The 15,059-nt window shown below is 64.1% G+C and carries 12 protein-coding genes and 1 pseudogene; 9 read left to right on the top strand and 4 right to left on the bottom strand.

Annotated elements, in window-relative coordinates:
• Positions 1-72: 72 nt before the first annotated feature.
• Positions 73-1,254 (top strand): AlgP family protein, encoded by a 1,182-nt coding sequence (locus J4E58_RS20990; RefSeq protein ID WP_087087593.1) that lies wholly within the window; start codon positions 73-75, stop codon positions 1,252-1,254.
• Here the strand turns inward: J4E58_RS20990 and J4E58_RS20985 are convergent.
• Positions 1,251-1,715 (bottom strand): TIGR02444 family protein, encoded by a 465-nt coding sequence (locus tag J4E58_RS20985; RefSeq protein WP_087087595.1) that lies wholly within the window; start codon positions 1,713-1,715, stop codon positions 1,251-1,253. The genes J4E58_RS20990 and J4E58_RS20985 overlap by 4 nt on opposite strands.
• A gap of 50 nt (positions 1,716-1,765) precedes the next feature.
• Between J4E58_RS20985 and J4E58_RS20980 the strand changes: the two genes are divergently transcribed.
• From J4E58_RS20980 to J4E58_RS20960, 5 genes are all read left to right on the top strand, one after another.
• Positions 1,766-3,676 carry an ATP-binding cassette domain-containing protein gene (locus tag J4E58_RS20980; protein ID WP_053263068.1) on the top strand — a complete coding sequence of 637 codons (1,911 nt, stop codon included), beginning with the start codon at positions 1,766-1,768 and terminating at the stop codon, positions 3,674-3,676.
• The gene (locus tag J4E58_RS20975; protein WP_007926705.1) at positions 3,676-4,257 is read left to right on the top strand and encodes a mechanosensitive ion channel family protein; all 582 of its coding nucleotides are present in this window, start codon (positions 3,676-3,678) and stop codon (positions 4,255-4,257) included. Before J4E58_RS20980 ends, J4E58_RS20975 begins: the two co-directional genes overlap by 1 nt.
• A 238-nt stretch (positions 4,258-4,495) precedes the next feature.
• Entirely contained in the window at positions 4,496-5,128 is a 633-nt protein-coding gene (locus J4E58_RS20970; protein WP_007926706.1) for a LysE family transporter, read from the top strand.
• A 260-nt stretch (positions 5,129-5,388) separates the two neighbouring features.
• Positions 5,389-7,287 carry an FTR1 family protein gene (locus J4E58_RS20965; RefSeq protein ID WP_087087597.1) on the top strand — a complete coding sequence of 633 codons (1,899 nt, stop codon included), beginning with the start codon at positions 5,389-5,391 and terminating at the stop codon, positions 7,285-7,287.
• 104 nt (positions 7,288-7,391) lie between these two features.
• Positions 7,392-7,847: a YaiI/YqxD family protein gene (locus J4E58_RS20960; RefSeq protein WP_087087599.1), complete on the top strand. Its 456-nt coding sequence runs from the start codon at positions 7,392-7,394 to the stop codon at positions 7,845-7,847.
• Between the two features lie 47 nt (positions 7,848-7,894).
• On the opposite strand, the gene elbB is transcribed toward J4E58_RS20960, so the two are convergent.
• Positions 7,895-8,563, bottom strand: coding sequence for an isoprenoid biosynthesis glyoxalase ElbB (gene elbB, locus J4E58_RS20955; RefSeq protein WP_007926709.1), 669 nt, complete (start codon positions 8,561-8,563; stop codon positions 7,895-7,897).
• A 197-nt stretch (positions 8,564-8,760) separates the two neighbouring features.
• Between elbB and J4E58_RS20950 the strand changes: the two are divergent.
• Positions 8,761-9,215, top strand: a pseudogene (locus tag J4E58_RS20950) (sterol desaturase family protein); the annotation flags it as partial.
• Here the strand turns inward: J4E58_RS20950 and J4E58_RS20945 are convergent.
• On the bottom strand, positions 9,196-9,828 hold the full coding sequence (locus J4E58_RS20945; protein ID WP_007926712.1) for a DedA family protein: 633 nt from the start codon (positions 9,826-9,828) through the stop codon (positions 9,196-9,198). The pseudogene J4E58_RS20950 and the gene J4E58_RS20945 overlap by 20 nt on opposite strands.
• Positions 9,829-10,035: 207 nt before the next feature.
• On the opposite strand from J4E58_RS20945, the gene hemB reads away from it, so the two are divergent.
• On the top strand, positions 10,036-11,049 hold the full coding sequence (gene hemB, locus J4E58_RS20940) for a porphobilinogen synthase (protein ID WP_087087601.1): 1,014 nt from the start codon (positions 10,036-10,038) through the stop codon (positions 11,047-11,049).
• A gap of 18 nt (positions 11,050-11,067) precedes the next feature.
• A complete protein-coding gene (gene ppk1 / locus J4E58_RS20935; RefSeq protein WP_009046131.1) occupies positions 11,068-13,287 on the top strand; it encodes a polyphosphate kinase 1 in 2,220 nt (739 codons plus the stop codon).
• Between the two features lie 101 nt (positions 13,288-13,388).
• Here ppk1 and ppx read toward each other — a convergent pair whose 3' ends face one another.
• Positions 13,389-14,891 (bottom strand): exopolyphosphatase, encoded by a 1,503-nt coding sequence (gene ppx, locus J4E58_RS20930; protein WP_009046130.1) that lies wholly within the window; start codon positions 14,889-14,891, stop codon positions 13,389-13,391.
• Positions 14,892-15,059 lie beyond the last annotated feature (168 nt).

Genomic DNA, 15,059 nt, shown 5'->3' with positions numbered 1-15,059 from the left:
CAACATGCCCTAGCGGCGGTAGCAGCAGAGGTCTAGTATGAGCCGCAACTCACGTCAGCCAGGAGGTAAACCATGTCGGCCAATAAGAAGCCTGTAAATACTCCGTTGCATTTGCTCCAACAGCTTTCGAGCAGCCTGCTCGAACATTTGGAAAACGCTTGTTCCCAAGCCTTGGCTGATGCTGAAAAACTGCTCGCCAAACTGGAAAAGCAACGCGGTAAGGCACAGGAAAAACTGCACAAATCGCGCACCAAATTGCAGGACGCCGCGGCGGCCGGCAAGGCCAAGGCACAAGCCAAAGCCAAGGACGCAGTGAAAGAACTTGAAGACCTGCTCGATGCACTCAAGGCACGTCAATCCGAAACCCGCGCCTACATTCTGCAACTCAAGCGCGACGCTCAGGAAAGCCTGAAACTGGCCCAGGGCGTCGGTCGTGTGAAAGAAGCCGCAGCCAAGGTGCTGAGCACTCGCTCCGCCAAACCGGCCGCCGCTCCAGCACAGAAAGCCGCAGCCAAGCCGGCGGCAAAAGCACCGGCAAAAGCTGCCAGCAAACCGGCTGCCAAACCTGCCGCCAAGCCAGTGGCAAAAACCGCCGCAGCCAAACCTGCAGCTGCCAAGCCAGCGGCTAAACCGGCTGCTGCAAAAGCACCTGCGAAACCTGCTGCCAAACCCGTTGCGAAAACGGCGGCTGCCAAACCGGCTGCAGCGAAACCCGCTGCCAAGCCAGCAGCAAAACCAGCGGCCAAACCCGCCGCCAAGCCAGCGGCCAAACCCGCCGCCAAGCCAGCGGCTAAAACCGCAGCGGCCAAGCCTGCAGCGGCCAAGCCAGCGGCTAAACCGGTAGCGGCAAAAACGGCTGCGAAGCCGGCCGCCAAACCGGCTGCGGCCAAAGCTCCGGTGAAGGCAGCAGCGAAACCCGCGGCCAAACCGGCAGCTAAACCTGCAGCAGCCAAGCCAGCGGCTTCCACTGCCGCCAAGCCAGCAGCCGCTAAACCGGCTGCAGCAAAACCAGCCGCCAAGCCTGCGGTGAAACCTGCTGCCAAGCCGGCTGCAAAACCAGCCGCGAAGAAGCCAGTCGCCGCCAAGCCTGCTGCTGCCAAACCGGCCACCGCTCCAGCGGCCGCCAAACCAGCCACCCCGGCAACTCCGGCAGCCAAGCCGGCGGCACCGGTCTCTTCGCCAGCTCCAGCGGCGACTGCTGCGCCAGCTCCGACTGCCGCTCCCGCCAGCACCACGCCAACCAGCGCTTCCTAAGCGCCGGTCACCGCGACGCGCAGCGCCTGCAGCGCGTCGCGGTTGAGGTTGGCGGCTTCGGCCGCCAGTCCTTCCAGCCAGTCCGTCAGATCCTGCGCTTCACCCTCCGACCATTCTCCCGCCAGCGCCTCCAGGCGCAGCAGCAGTTGCCGCTCGGCCTCCAGTTCCAATGCCTTGACCTGTTCGCGCAAGATCGCCAGTTCCGGATCCGCGCTCGCGGCCGGGCGCCATTGCGTGCGCAGCTCGCGCAGCGGCCTGACGACTTCGTCGTGCCAGGGCTGGCCCAGGGTTCGCAGCTGTTGCAGGCGCTGCGAAGTGCAGGCCACCCCGCGTGCGCCGAGCCAGGCCGCGCAGAGTAGAAGGCAGACATTGGCCCCGGCCGCCTGAAGGTTCAGGCAGGCTTCTTCGACGCCCGGGCGGGCGTAGGTCTTGAGGGTGAAGCTCCACAGGTCAGAGGACATAGTGCTACTCGCGCCAGTTGCGAACGAAGCTGGTAGACTCCGCCGCCATTATGATTCGACTTCAGAACCTGACTTTACAGCGTGGTCCGCAACGTCTGCTAGAAGACGCCGAGCTGACCCTGCACGCCGGCCAGAAAGCCGGCCTGATCGGTGCCAACGGCGCCGGCAAATCCAGCCTGTTCGCCTTGCTGCGTGGCGAGTTGCACCCGGATTCGGGCGACTGCTTCCTGCCCGCCGACTGGCGCATCGCCCATATGCGCCAGGAGGTCGATACCCTCGAGCGGCTGGCGGTCGACTACGTGCTCGATGGCGACCTGCGCCTGCGTCAGGTGCAGCGTGAGCTGGCCGCCGCCGAAGCGGCCCATGACGGTGCGGCCCTGGCGCGCCTGCATGCCGAGCTGGACAGCGCCGACGGTTATACCGCCGACGCCCGGGCGCGCAAGCTGCTGGCCGGCCTGGGTTTCAGCAACGAGCAGATGGACCGCCAGGTCGGCGACTTCTCCGGTGGCTGGCGGATGCGCCTGAACCTGGCGCAGGCGCTGATGTGCCCGTCGGACCTGCTGTTGCTCGACGAACCGACCAACCACTTGGACCTCGATGCGATCCTCTGGCTGGAGGACTGGCTCAAGGGCTACCCCGGCACCTTGCTGCTGATTTCCCACGACCGCGATTTCCTCGATGCCGTGGTCGACCATGTGGCTCACGTCGATCAGCGCAAGATCACCCTTTATCGCGGTGGCTACAGCGCCTTCGAGCGCGCCCGTGCCGAACGTCTGGCGCAACAGCAGCAAGCCTACGAGAAGCAGCAGGCGCAACGCGCGCACATGGAAAAGTACATTGCGCGCTTCAAGGCCCAGGCCACCAAGGCCCGCCAGGCCCAGAGCCGGATCAAGGCGCTGGAGCGGATGGAAGAGCTGTCCGCCGCCCACGTCGACTCGCCGTTCGACTTCGTTTTCCGCGAGTCGGAAAAGATCTCCAGCCCGCTGCTCGATCTGTCCGATGCCCGCCTGGGTTACGGCGAGAAGACCGTACTGGAGAAGGTCAAGCTGCAACTGACCCCGGGTGCGCGCATCGGTCTGCTCGGCCCCAACGGTGCGGGCAAGTCGACCCTGATCAAGAACCTCTCCGGCGAGCTGTCGCCGCTGGGCGGTCGCCTGACTCGCGGCGAGAATACCGTGGTTGGTTATTTCGCCCAGCATCAGTTGGACTCGCTCGATGCCAAGGCCAGCCCGTTGCTGCATTTGCAGCGCCTGGCGCCGACCGAGCGCGAGCAGACCCTGCGCGACTTCCTCGGTGGTTTCGACTTCCGCGGCGCGCGTATCGACGAGCCGGTGCTGAATTTCTCCGGTGGCGAAAAGGCGCGCCTGGCCCTGGCCCTGATTGCCTGGGACCGCCCGAACCTGCTGCTGCTCGACGAACCGACCAACCACCTGGACCTGGAGATGCGCCTGGCCCTGACCATGGCCCTGCAAGAGTTCAGCGGCGCGGTGCTGGTGGTCTCCCACGACCGTCACCTGCTGAAAAGCACCACCGACAACTTCTACCTGGTGGCCGACGGCAAGGTCGAAGAGTTCGACGGCGACCTGGACGACTACGCGCGCTGGCTGGTGGACTACCGCCAGCGCAACGCGCCGGTCAGCACGACCACGGTCAATCCGGACAAAACCGACAAGAAGGCCCAGCGCCAGGCCGCCGCGGCCCTGCGCCAGCAGCTGGCCCCGCACAAGCGCGAAGCCGACAAGCTGGAAACCGAGCTGGGCAAGGTCCACGAGCGGCTGGCGAAAATCGAAGCCAGCCTCGGCGACAGTGGTATCTACGAAGCCGCGCGCAAGGACGAGTTGCGTGATCTGCTGGCCGAGCAGGCCAGGCTGAAGGTGCGCGAAGGCGAACTGGAAGAGGCCTGGATGGAAGCCCTGGAACTGCTGGAAAGCATGCAGGCGGAACTGGAAGCCTTGTCCTGATGGAAGCGTTCAAGTTGCCTGTGCCTATCACGTGGGTCGAGCCGCTGTGGGTCACCGTGCAAATCCTGCTGATCCTGCTGGCTGGCTACGTCACCCAGCGGTTTGTCGCCCGCTGCCTGACCCGCCTGGGTGAACGTTACCCGTTCCCGCCGCAGTTGCTGATGCCGCTGCGCGGCGGCTTGCGCTGGCTGATCATGGGCAGCGCGCTGATCTTCGTCCTGGAGCGGCTCGGGGTGTCGGCGACGGTGCTCTGGACTGCCCTGTCCGGTTTTGTCGCCGTGGCTGCGGTGGCCTTCTTCGCCATGTGGAGCGTGCTGTCCAACCTGCTCTGCGCCATCCTGATCTTCACCGTGGGCCCGTTCCGCATCGGCGATGTGGTCGAACTGGTGGATACCCTCGACAAACCTGGCATCAAGGGCCGGGTGGTGGCAATCAACCTGCTGTACACCTCGTTGATCGAGGCCGAGGAAGCCGGCACCGGCGGCGTCATGGTGCAAGTGCCCAACAGTCTGTTCTTCCAGCGTTCGGTGCGCCGCTGGCGCGGTAGCGATGCGCTGTCGATAGGCTCCGGCGAGAAATAGTCCTGCTGCGCCGTCTCTGTAGCCGCTGCCGAGCATCGCAAGGCTGCGATCGGCTGCGATGCAGACGTGCTCTTGAGATCGCAGGAAGCTCCTGCGTGTCGAGCGCGACCCCGGCCTATCGCAGCCTTCGGCAGTGGCTACAGTCGGTCGGCGATGCCTGTCCGACAAAAATCTATGGTCATCCGCCCGCCGGCGCATTAGCTTAGGCGTCTACGACGAATTCGAGCCGAGGTGTGCGATGGTTCTTGAGACATGGCTGGCGTTTTTTGCCGCCTGCTGGGTGATCAGCCTTTCCCCGGGGGCCGGCGCGATTGCGTCAATGTCCTGCGGTCTGCAATACGGTTTCTGGCGCGGTTACTGGAACGCCCTGGGCCTGCAACTGGGCCTGGCCATGCAGATTGCGATTGTCGCGGCCGGCGTGGGGGCGATTCTCGCGGCATCTTCGACCGCCTTTTACGCGATCAAATGGTTCGGCGTGGCTTACCTGGTCTACCTCGCGGTCAAACAGTGGCGCGCGCTGCCCAGCGACCTGAGCGACGACGCCGCGATCCGGCCGATCGGCAAACCCCTGGCGCTGGTGTTCCGCGGGTTCCTGGTCAACATCAGCAACCCCAAGGCGCTGGTGTTCATGCTGGCGGTCCTGCCGCAGTTCATCGATCCCCACGCACCGCTGGTGAAGCAGTACCTGATCCTCGGCGCGACCATGATTGCCGTCGACCTGATCGTCATGGCCGGCTACACCGGCCTGGCCTCCAAGGTCCTGCGCCTGCTGCGCACGCCTACCCAGCAACGGCGCATGAACCGCACCTTCGCCGGTCTGTTCCTTGGCGCCGCCGGGTTGCTGGCGACCATTCGCAAAGCGCCGGTCTAAGAGGCTGGTCACATAAAAAAGGCGCCCATCGAGGGCGCCTTTTTTGTGCGTGCGCCTCAGGGAAACCGCGAGCATTAACCCGTCCCGGCCGCGCCCGGATTTATTTCATCTTTGTTCAGGAAACCCCGGACCCCAGGTGATTCAAGGCTTTGGCCCGGCATCAGGAACCACGGCGCCTGGGTGTCTGTATGACAGAGCTTGAGTGAAACTCATTGGAAGTGAACAATGTGTTACTTCGTATTTCCATTTGAGATTCGTTCATGACTGCCCCCTCCCGTTTCCTGGCGTGGCTCGTGCTGCCGGTATTGGCCCTGTGCAGCGTCAACCTGCTGGCGGACACCGTAGAAGGCGCGCCCAAGGCGCTGCACCTGCTCGACTACATTGGCGCGGACTACCCACCGACGGTCGAGGCGGGCAAGGTCATTGACGACTCCGAGTACCGTGAACAGGTCGAGTTTCTCGGCGTGTTGCAGGGGCTGGTCGCCGATTTGCCGGCCAAGCCGGAGAAGGCCGAGCTGGAGCAGGGCATCGCTAGCCTGAACGACGCGGTCAAGGCCAAGGCGGACGGCGCTCTCGTCGCCCGCCAGGCGCGGCAGCTGGGCGCCAAGCTGGCGGTGGCCTATGAGGTCAGCCAGGCGCCGATCATCACTCCAGACCCGAGCCGTGGCGCGCCTTTGTATGCCCAGCATTGTTCGGTGTGTCACGGCGACACCGGTGCCGGCGATGGCCCGGCTGGGGTCGGCCTGACGCCGCCACCGGCCAACCTGCGGGATGCGGCGCGCACGGATCACCTGAGCCTCTACGCGATCTACAACACCCTTGGCCTGGGCGTCGAAGGCACCGACATGCCGTCGTTCGCCGATCAGCTGGATGACCGCCAGCGCTGGGACCTGGCGACCTATATCGCCGGCTTCACCGCCGACCCGACCGCGGCGAAGGGTGACAAGAGCTACAACCTCGCCGACCTGGCCCGCCAGACCCCAAGCGAAGTGCAGGTCGCCGAAGGGCCGCAGGCCGCGGCCACCTTCCGTGCCCAGCGCGCCCAGCCGCCACAGGTCAAGCGCGGCCCGGCGCAACTGCTCGACTACACCGCCTCGACCCTGGACAAGAGCCTGGCCGCCTACCGCGCCGGTGACCGCGAACAGGCCTACGACCTGTCGGTGGCGGCGTACCTGGAAGGCTTCGAGCTGGTGGAAAGCTCCCTCGACAACGTCGATGCCAATGTGCGCAAGGACACCGAGAAAGCCCTGATGGCCTACCGTCAGGCGCTGCAGGACGGCTTGCCGGCAGAGCAGGCCGGGCAGCGCCTGGATGCCGCCAAGGCCAAGCTGAAAGAGTCGGCGGGCCTGCTGGGCAGCGACGGCCTGAGCTGGTCCCTGAGCTACATTTCCGGCCTGCTGATCCTACTGCGCGAAGGCCTGGAAGCGATTCTGGTGCTGGCGGCGATCCTGGCCTTCTTGCGCAATACCGGCCAGCAATCGGCGGTACGCAGCGTCAACGTCGGTTGGGGGCTGGCGTTGCTGGCCGGCCTGGCGACCTGGGCGCTGGCGGCGTATGTGATCGACGTCAGCGGCTCCCAGCGCGAGTTGCTGGAAGGCGCCACGGCCTTGTTCGCCAGTGTCATGGTGCTGTGGCTCGGCGTGTGGATGCACGACCGCCGGCACGCGGCGGCCTGGCAGGACTACATCAAGAGCAGCCTGGTGGGCGGCGGCGGCCGTTTCGGTTTTGCGGTGCTGGCGTTCTTCTCGGTCTATCGCGAGCTGTTCGAAGTGATCCTGTTCTACGAAACCCTGTGGTTGCAGGCCGGCCCGGCAGGCCACAACGCAGTGCTGGCCGGCGGCGCCACGGCGCTGGTGCTGCTGGTCGGCCTGGCCTGGGTGATCCTGCGCGGTTCGGCCAAGCTGCCGCTGGCGCTGTTCTTCGGCATCAACGCGGCGTTGCTGTGCGCCTTGTCGGTGGTGTTTGCCGGGCATGGTGTCAAGGCGCTGCAGGAGGCCGGAATCTTCGGTACGCGGCCGGTGGCGTTCTTCGACTTCGACTGGCTGGGCATTCACGCCGATGCCTACTCGCTGACGGCCCAGGCGGTGGCGATCGTGGCGATCATCGTGCTCTACAGTCGCAGCCGCATCGCCGAGAAACGGCGGACCCAGGTTTCCTGAGGCATCCGTTTCGCTCATTATCGCGGGCAAGCCTTGCGCCTACGGTTCATCGAGAACTGTAGGCGCGAGGCTTGCCCGCGATGCTTTTCAGGAGGAGTCACGCAATGCGTGTGTGGATCGATGCCGACGCCTGCCCCAAGGCGGCGAAGGATCAGGTGGTGAGGTTTGCCCTCAAGCGCCAGTTTGAGCTGGTGCTGGTGGCGGGGCAGCCGCAGATCAAGCCGGCCTTTGCCTGCGTCAAGCTGATCGTGGTGCCCAGCGGCCCGGATGCGGCTGACGATTATCTGGTGGAACACGCGATGCCGGGCGAACTGGTGATCTGCAGCGATGTGCCCCTGGCCGACCGGCTGGTGAAGAAGGGCGTCGCCGCCCTCGACCCGCGGGGCAAGGAGTTCGATGCGCAGAACATGGGCGAGCGGCTGGCGGTGCGTAACCTGTTTACCGATCTGCGCGAGCAGGGGCAGGTCGGTGGCGGGCAAGGCGCTTATGGGGATCGCGAGAAGCAGGCCTTCGCCAATGCCCTGGACCGGATCCTGACGCGGCTGGCGCGTCAGGCCTGACAATTCCCGCGAGGCGAGGGCGTTTGCCGCTCGCCACGGCTTTTGGGTTATTCGTCGTTTTCGTGGGTCAGTTCCAGCACCCGATCCACCAGCTTATTGATTCCGGCCGCGGCTTCGCTGATGGACTGCGCGAGCATGTAGGCCGGGGTGCTGACCAGCTTGCGCGCCTTGTCCTCGATGATGTCGCCGACGGTGCACTCTGCATGGGTCGCGCCCATCTTGCTGACGGCGGCCGCGGTGTCGGCGTCGTTGCCGATGGTGCAGGTGACGCCCGGGCCATAGATCTTCGCCGCCAATGCCGGCGAGATGCAGATCAGACCCACCGGCTTGCCGGCTTCGGCGAAGGCTTCGGTCAGCGCCAGGACATCCGGCTGGACCGTGCAGCCGGCCCCTTCCACGGCGAAGTTGGAAAGGTTTTTCGCCGCGCCAAAACCGCCAGGCACGATCAGTGCGTCGAAGTCTTCGGCGTTGGCCTCGCGGATGTCTTTGACCTGGCCGCGGGCGATGCGCGCCGATTCCACCAGGACATTGCGCGATTCGGGCATCTCTTCGCCGGTCAGGTGGTTGATCACATGCAGCTGGGCGATGTTCGGGGCGAAGCACTGCACCTGGGCGCCACGCTGGTCCAGGCGCAGCAGGGTGATGACGCTTTCATGGATCTCGGCACCGTCGTAGACGCCACAGCCGGAAAGGATCACTGCAACTTTTTTGCTCATGGTTTTTTCTCCAGATTCATGGCGTTAAATGTCCACTAATTTGTCGCCCGTTGCCATAGGGTTATCCCGCCGCCCGACCTAATCTTCGATCAGGATTGCGATCAGGTCGTGTGATGAATTTCATTCTGTATGCGGCGCAGTTCTTCTTCGTGCTGATAGTCCTCGAGCTGCTGGCCGACCGCTGGCGGGGGAACAACTATCGGGTCGCGGACGCTCTCTACATGGATCGCAACTACGGCGGCGTGTTCATTATTTGGGACCGGCTGTTCGGCACCTTTCAGGAGGCGGACGACAACGAGCCGGTGGTCTTCGGCGTCACCACGCCCCTGGCCAGCTGGAACCCGGTGTGGGCCAATCTGCAGTTTGCTGACGATGCGCGGTGTACGCGGCTCTTGGCAGCTACCTGATGCTGGGCTGGAGCGCCGTGGCCTTTGGTCTGTTCGTATTGGGGGTGGTGCTGGAGAATCGCCCGTGGGCGCTGAAGAGGGAGCCGCTGCGGCTGGCGTCGAACCTGCCGCTGGTGTGGCTGGCGCCTCTGGTCGGGCTGTGGCCGGCCAGCGCCTTGGGCTGGGTCGGCCTGATCAGTTACAGCCTGCTCAGTGGCATTGCGTTTTACTGCTGCCGGGGTCGTCTTACTCGACTGGCGTCTTAGACTTGCAGCAATCGCTCTGCTCGTTCTGCTTGACCTGTTCGGCTTCGTAGATCGCCTTGGCCAGTCGCGCATTCTTGAAGCGGCGGCGCAGCCACAGGGCAAAACCCAGGACCAGCAAGGCGCCGAGTACCCACAGTTCGTACTTCTTGATGCTGCCCAGCATGCCTTCGAGCACGGCGCCGAAGTGATAGGCCGCGGCGGCCAGGGCGGCGGCCCAGATCGCCGCGCCAATGCCGTTGAGCAACAGATAACGTCCCGGCGGATATCCCGACAGGCCGATGGCCACCGGCATCACGGTACGCAGGCCGTAAACGAAGCGGAAACTCAGCACCCAGATGTCCGGATGCTTGCGGATATGCTCCAGCGCCCGATCGCCCATCAATTGCCAGCGCGGCTTGCGCGCCAGCAGCTTGCGCCCGTGCTTGCGTCCCAGGAAGTACCACAGCTGGTCGCCGGCATAGCTGCCGAAGAACGCCACGACCACCACCAGGTTGATGTCCATGTATCCGCGAAACGCGAGGAAGCCGGCCAGGACCAGGATGGTCTCGCCTTCGAAGAATGTGCCGAGAAAGAGGGCGAAGTAGCCGAATTCCTGAAGAAATTGTTGGAGCATTGTCTGGATGCTGGCGAAATGAACGCGCAGCCTAACCCTTCGGGCCCATGGAGGAAAGTATCCAAATGTGTCTCGACGTGAACAAATGCTGGCTGGACAATAGCTGCGACTACCGGTCACAGGGTTAAGCACAACTGTCATCCGTTCGTCATAATGGGCGCTTATAACTGTCACGCTCGCCCGCCTGTGCGGGCTCAGGAGTCTGTCGTGAGCTTTACCCCAGCCAACCGTTTGTTTCCCGCCACTCGCCTGCGTCGCAATCGCCGTGATGATTTTTCTCGTCGCCTGGTGCGTGAAAACGTCCTGACCACCGATGACCTGATCCTGCCGGTATTCGTGCTCGACGGTGAGAATCGTCGGGAAGCGGTGGCCTCGATGCCGGGCGTCGAACGCCTGACCATCGACCTGCTGCTGGAGGAAGCGGCGAAGTGGGTCGAGCTGGGGATTCCCGCGCTGGCGCTGTTCCCGGTGACCCCGGCGCAGCTCAAGTCGCTGGACGCCGCCGAAGCCTGGAACCCGGAAGGCATTGCCCAGCGCGCCACCCGCGCGCTGCGTGAGCGTTTCCCTGAACTGGGGGTGATCACCGACGTGGCGCTCGACCCGTTCACCACCCACGGTCAGGACGGCATCCTCGACGAAGAAGGCTATGTGCAGAACGACATCACCGTCGATGCACTGGTCAAGCAAGCCCTGTCCCATGCCGAAGCCGGCGCCCAGGTGGTCGCGCCTTCGGACATGATGGACGGCCGCATCCAGGCGATCCGCGAAGCCCTGGAGCTGGCCGGGCACGTCAACGTGCGGATCATGGCCTATTCGGCCAAGTACGCCAGCGCCTATTACGGTCCGTTCCGCGATGCGGTCGGCTCGGCGCTGAACCTGGGCAAGGCCAACAAGGCCTCCTACCAGATGGACCCGGCCAACAGCCACGAAGCCCTGCATGAAGTGGCCGCCGACCTCGCCGAAGGCGCGGACATGGTCATGGTCAAGCCGGGCATGCCGTATCTGGACATCCTTTTGCGGGTCAAGGATGAATTCAAGGTGCCGACTTTTGTCTATCAGGTCAGCGGCGAATACGCCATGCACATGGCGGCGATCCAGAATGGCTGGTTGAGCGAAGGGGTTATTCTCGAATCCTTGACCGCCTTTAAACGCGCGGGTGCCGATGGCATCCTGACTTACTTTGCCGTTCGTGCTGCTCAATTGTTACGAGAGCAAAAATAGCCCTCCCAGGAACACGCGATGAATACCGAAGGACTCACTGAAGTTGCCGTAAAAGAAGCTCAACCCGTGGTCGAGCAGGTCGTTGAAACACCACCGGAGCTGGAAGCCCCGCCGGTGCAAGCGGACGCACCGCATGTGGCGATGCCGACCCTGGTCATCCCGAGCCTGGATGACAGCAGCCTGTATATCCATCGCGAGCTGTCGCAACTGCAGTTCAACATCCGCGTGCTGGAACAGGCGCTGGATGAGTCCTATCCGTTGCTGGAGCGCCTGAAGTTCCTACTGATCTTCTCCAGCAACCTGGACGAGTTCTTCGAGATCCGCGTCGCCGGCCTGAAGAAGCAGATCACCTTCGCCCGTGAACAGGCCGGTGCCGATGGCCTGCAGCCGCACCAGGCCCTGGCGCGCATCAGCGACCTGGTGCACGGTCACGTCGACCGCCAGTACGCGATCCTCAACGACATCCTGTTGCCGGAGCTGGAGAAGCATCAGGTCCGCTTCATCCGTCGCCGTTACTGGACCACCAAGCTCAAGACCTGGGTCCGTCGTTACTTTCGCGACGAGATCGCGCCGATCATCACCCCGATCGGCCTCGACCCGACGCACCCGTTCCCGCTGCTGGTGAACAAGAGCCTGAACTTCATCGTCGAACTCGAAGGGATCGACGCCTTCGGTCGCGACTCCGGCCTGGCGATCATCCCGGCGCCGCGCCTGCTGCCGCGGATCATCAAGGTGCCGGAAGAAGTCGGCGGCCCTGGCGACAACTATGTGTTCCTCTCGTCGATGATCCACGCCCACGCCGATGACCTGTTCCAGGGCATGAAGGTAAAGGGCTGCTATCAGTTCCGCCTGACCCGAAACGCCGACCTGGCGGTGGACACCGAGGACGTCGAAGACCTGGCCCGCGCCCTGCGCGGCGAGCTGTTCTCCCGTCGTTACGGCGATGCGGTGCGTCTGGAAGTGGCCGACACCTGCCCGAAGCACCTGTCCGACTACCTGCTCAAGCAGTTCAACCTGAGCGAGACCGAGCTGTACCAGGTCAACGGTCCGGTGAACCTGACGCGCCTGTTCAGTATCACCGGCCTGGACAGCCACCCGGAGCTGCAATACACGCCGTTCACCCCGCAGATTCCCAAGCTGTTGCAGAACAGCGAGAACATCTTCAGCGTGATCAGCAAGCAGGACATCCTGCTGCTGCACCCGTTCGAGTCCTTCACCCCGGTGGTCGACCTGCTGCGTCAGGCGGCCAAGGATCCGCACGTGCTGGCGGTGCGCCAGACCCTGTACCGCTCCGGCGCCAACTCGGAAATCGTCGATGCGCTGGTGGATGCGGCGCGTAACGGCAAGGAAGTCACCGCGGTGATCGAGCTGCGCGCGCGCTTCGACGAAGAGTCCAATCTGCAACTGGCCAGCCGCCTGCAAGCGGCCGGCGCGGTGGTGATCTACGGCGTGGTCGGCTTCAAGACCCACGCCAAGATGATGTTGATCCTGCGGCGCGAAGCCGGCGAGATCGTGCGCTACGCCCACCTGGGCACCGGCAACTACCACGCTGGCAACGCCCGCCTGTATACCGACTACAGCCTGCTGACCTCCGACGACGCCTTGTGCGAAGACGTCGGCAAGCTCTTCAGCCAGTTGATCGGCATGGGCAAGACCCTGCGCATGAAGAAACTGCTGCACGCGCCCTTCACCCTGAAGAAGGGCATGCTCGACATGATTGCCCGGGAGACCCAGTTCGCCCTGGACGGCAAGCCGGCGCACATCATCGCCAAGTTCAACTCGCTGACCGATCCGAAGATCATCCGCGCGCTGTACAAGGCCAGCCAGTCGGGCGTGCGCATCGACCTGGTGGTGCGGGGCATGTGCTGCCTGCGTCCGGGGATCGCCGGCGTGTCGCACAATATCCATGTGCGCTCGATCATCGGCCGCTTCCTGGAGCACACCCGGGTGTTCTACTTCCTCAATGGCGGCGAGGAGCAGATGTTCCTCTCCAGCGCCGACTGGATGGAGCGCAACCTCGACAAGCGCGTCGAGACTTGCTTCCCGGTCGAGGGCAAGAAGCTGATCCTGCGGGTCAAGAAGGAGCTGGAAAGTTATCTCACCGATAACACCCACAGCTGGAGCCTGCAGTCGGACGGTCGCTACATCCGCAACACCCCGACCGGCAACCAGAACCCGCGCAGCGCCCAGGCCACACTGCTGGAGCGCCTGAGCAACCCGGTGCTGGCGGTGCGCTGAGCCCGGGGCTTATTCAGCCCATGAAAAAGCCGGCTTGCCGGCGATGGTGCCCTTTAGAAGGAGCCCATCGCCGGCAAGCCGGCTTTTTTGTGCGGGGCGTTTCAGTGCACGTTGAGGGTGATCCCGACCCGGGTCAGCCATTCCGCTTCCAGGGCGAAGTCGGCCTGGGTCAGCTGGTTCTCGTCGAGCCAGTTTGCCGGGAACATCACCTCCAGGCTGTCGCCAGCGGCGTGCAGCTTCACCTGGGGCATTTCCTGGGTGCCGCGGATGTGGTGGAACAGGATGGCGAAACGCAGCAGCACGCACAGGCGGATCAGCTTGCTGCCTTCCTCGCCGAATTCGGCGAACTTGTCCTTGGGAATGTTGCGGCGGTGACCGCGTACCAGTAGCGCGAGCATTTGCTGGTCTTCGCGGGAGAAGCCGGCGAGGTCGGAGTGCTCGATCAGGTAGGCGCCGTGCTTGTGATAGTGGTAGTGGGCGATATCCAGGCCCACTTCATGGACCTTGGCGGCCCAGCCCAGCAGTTCGCGCCAGACGCCGTCCTCCAGGTCCCAGTCCTCGGCCACCTGGTCGAAGGCGTGGAGCGCCTTGCGCTCGACCCGGGCGGCCTGTTCCAGGTCGACGTGATAACGCTCCATCAGCGAGCCCAGGGTGCGCTCGCGCACGTCTTCGTGGTGATGGCGGCCCAGCAGGTCGTAGAGCACGCCTTCGCGCAGGGCGCCTTCGCAATGGTCCATGCGCTGCAGTTCGAGGGCGTCGAAGATGGCTTCGAGAATCGCCAGGCCGGCGGGGAAGATCGCCCGGCGATCCGGCTTGATGCCTTCGAAGTCGATTTTCTCGGCATCGCCCAGCTTGAACAGCCGACGCTTGAGCCAGGCCAGGCCTTCGGCGTTGACTTCGCCACTGCCGTGGCCGCCGGCCTTGAGCGCCAGGCCAATGGCGCGGATGGTGCCCGAGGAGCCGATGGCTTCATCCCAGGTCAGGCGATGCAGGGCGTGTTCGATGCTCATGATTTCCAGGCGCGCCGCGGTGTAGGCCTGGGCGTAGCGCGCCGGGGTGATCTTGCCGTCGCGGAAATAGCGCTGGGTGAAGCTGACGCAGCCCATCTGCAGGCTTTCGCGCAGCAGCGGCTCGAAGCGCTGGCCGATGATGAATTCGGTACTGCCGCCGCCGATGTCGGCGACCAGGCGCTTGCCCGGGGTATCGGCGAGGGTATGGGACACGCCCAGGTAGATGAGGCGGGCTTCTTCACGACCGGAGATGACTTCCACCGGGTGGCCGAGGATTTCCTCGGCGCGGCGGATGAATTCGCCGCGGTTGCGGGCTTCGCGCAGGGCGTTGGTGCCGACGATGCGCACCGCGCCCAGGGGCATGCCGTTGATCAGTTGGGCGAAGCGCTTCAGGCAATCGAGCCCGCGTTGCATGGATTCTTCGTTGAGTTGACGGTCTTCGTCGATCCCGGCGGCCAGCTGAACCTTTTCACCGAGCCGCTCGAGAATGCGGATTTCATTATGGTGAGCCTTGGCCACGACCATGTGAAAGCTGTTGGAGCCCAGGTCGATGGCGGCGATCAGGGACAGATTCTTGGCTTGGGTTTGCGGCATGGTTTGGGGGTCTCGGTCGATAACCTTGCCATCCTGCCACGATCAATCGCTCGCGCCAACGCGCAGCAGTGGCCGAAGGCGCGATCCTTGATGCAAGGCAGGCAAAAGCGCCGAACCCTGCGGGTTCGATCGCGAGCGAGCTCGCTCCTACAGGGGAATGCGGGCCAC

The sequence above is a fragment of the Pseudomonas sp. FW305-25 genome, assembly GCF_017351415.1.
In the GTDB taxonomy this organism is placed as follows: domain Bacteria; phylum Pseudomonadota; class Gammaproteobacteria; order Pseudomonadales; family Pseudomonadaceae; genus Aquipseudomonas; species Aquipseudomonas chlororaphis.
Note: the sequence above shows the minus strand (reverse complement) of the source record. Positions and strands in the feature narration are given on the sequence as shown.

What these genes read in the sequence shown, in the direction of transcription:
- ppk1 (WP_009046131.1), top strand. Translation starts at nt 11,068, where the DNA reads ATGAATACCGAAGGACTCACTGAAGTTGCCGTAAAAGAAGCTCAACCC.
- ppx (WP_009046130.1), bottom strand. Translation starts at nt 14,891, where the DNA reads ATGCCGCAAACCCAAGCCAAGAATCTGTCCCTGATCGCCGCCATCGAC.
- J4E58_RS20960 (WP_087087599.1), top strand. Translation starts at nt 7,392, where the DNA reads ATGCGTGTGTGGATCGATGCCGACGCCTGCCCCAAGGCGGCGAAGGAT.
- elbB (WP_007926709.1), bottom strand. Translation starts at nt 8,563, where the DNA reads ATGAGCAAAAAAGTTGCAGTGATCCTTTCCGGCTGTGGCGTCTACGAC.
- J4E58_RS20980 (WP_053263068.1), top strand. Translation starts at nt 1,766, where the DNA reads ATGATTCGACTTCAGAACCTGACTTTACAGCGTGGTCCGCAACGTCTG.
- J4E58_RS20975 (WP_007926705.1), top strand. Translation starts at nt 3,676, where the DNA reads ATGGAAGCGTTCAAGTTGCCTGTGCCTATCACGTGGGTCGAGCCGCTG.
- J4E58_RS20945 (WP_007926712.1), bottom strand. Translation starts at nt 9,828, where the DNA reads ATGCTCCAACAATTTCTTCAGGAATTCGGCTACTTCGCCCTCTTTCTC.
- J4E58_RS20965 (WP_087087597.1), top strand. Translation starts at nt 5,389, where the DNA reads ATGACTGCCCCCTCCCGTTTCCTGGCGTGGCTCGTGCTGCCGGTATTG.
- J4E58_RS20985 (WP_087087595.1), bottom strand. Translation starts at nt 1,715, where the DNA reads ATGTCCTCTGACCTGTGGAGCTTCACCCTCAAGACCTACGCCCGCCCG.
- J4E58_RS20970 (WP_007926706.1), top strand. Translation starts at nt 4,496, where the DNA reads ATGGTTCTTGAGACATGGCTGGCGTTTTTTGCCGCCTGCTGGGTGATC.
- J4E58_RS20990 (WP_087087593.1), top strand. Translation starts at nt 73, where the DNA reads ATGTCGGCCAATAAGAAGCCTGTAAATACTCCGTTGCATTTGCTCCAA.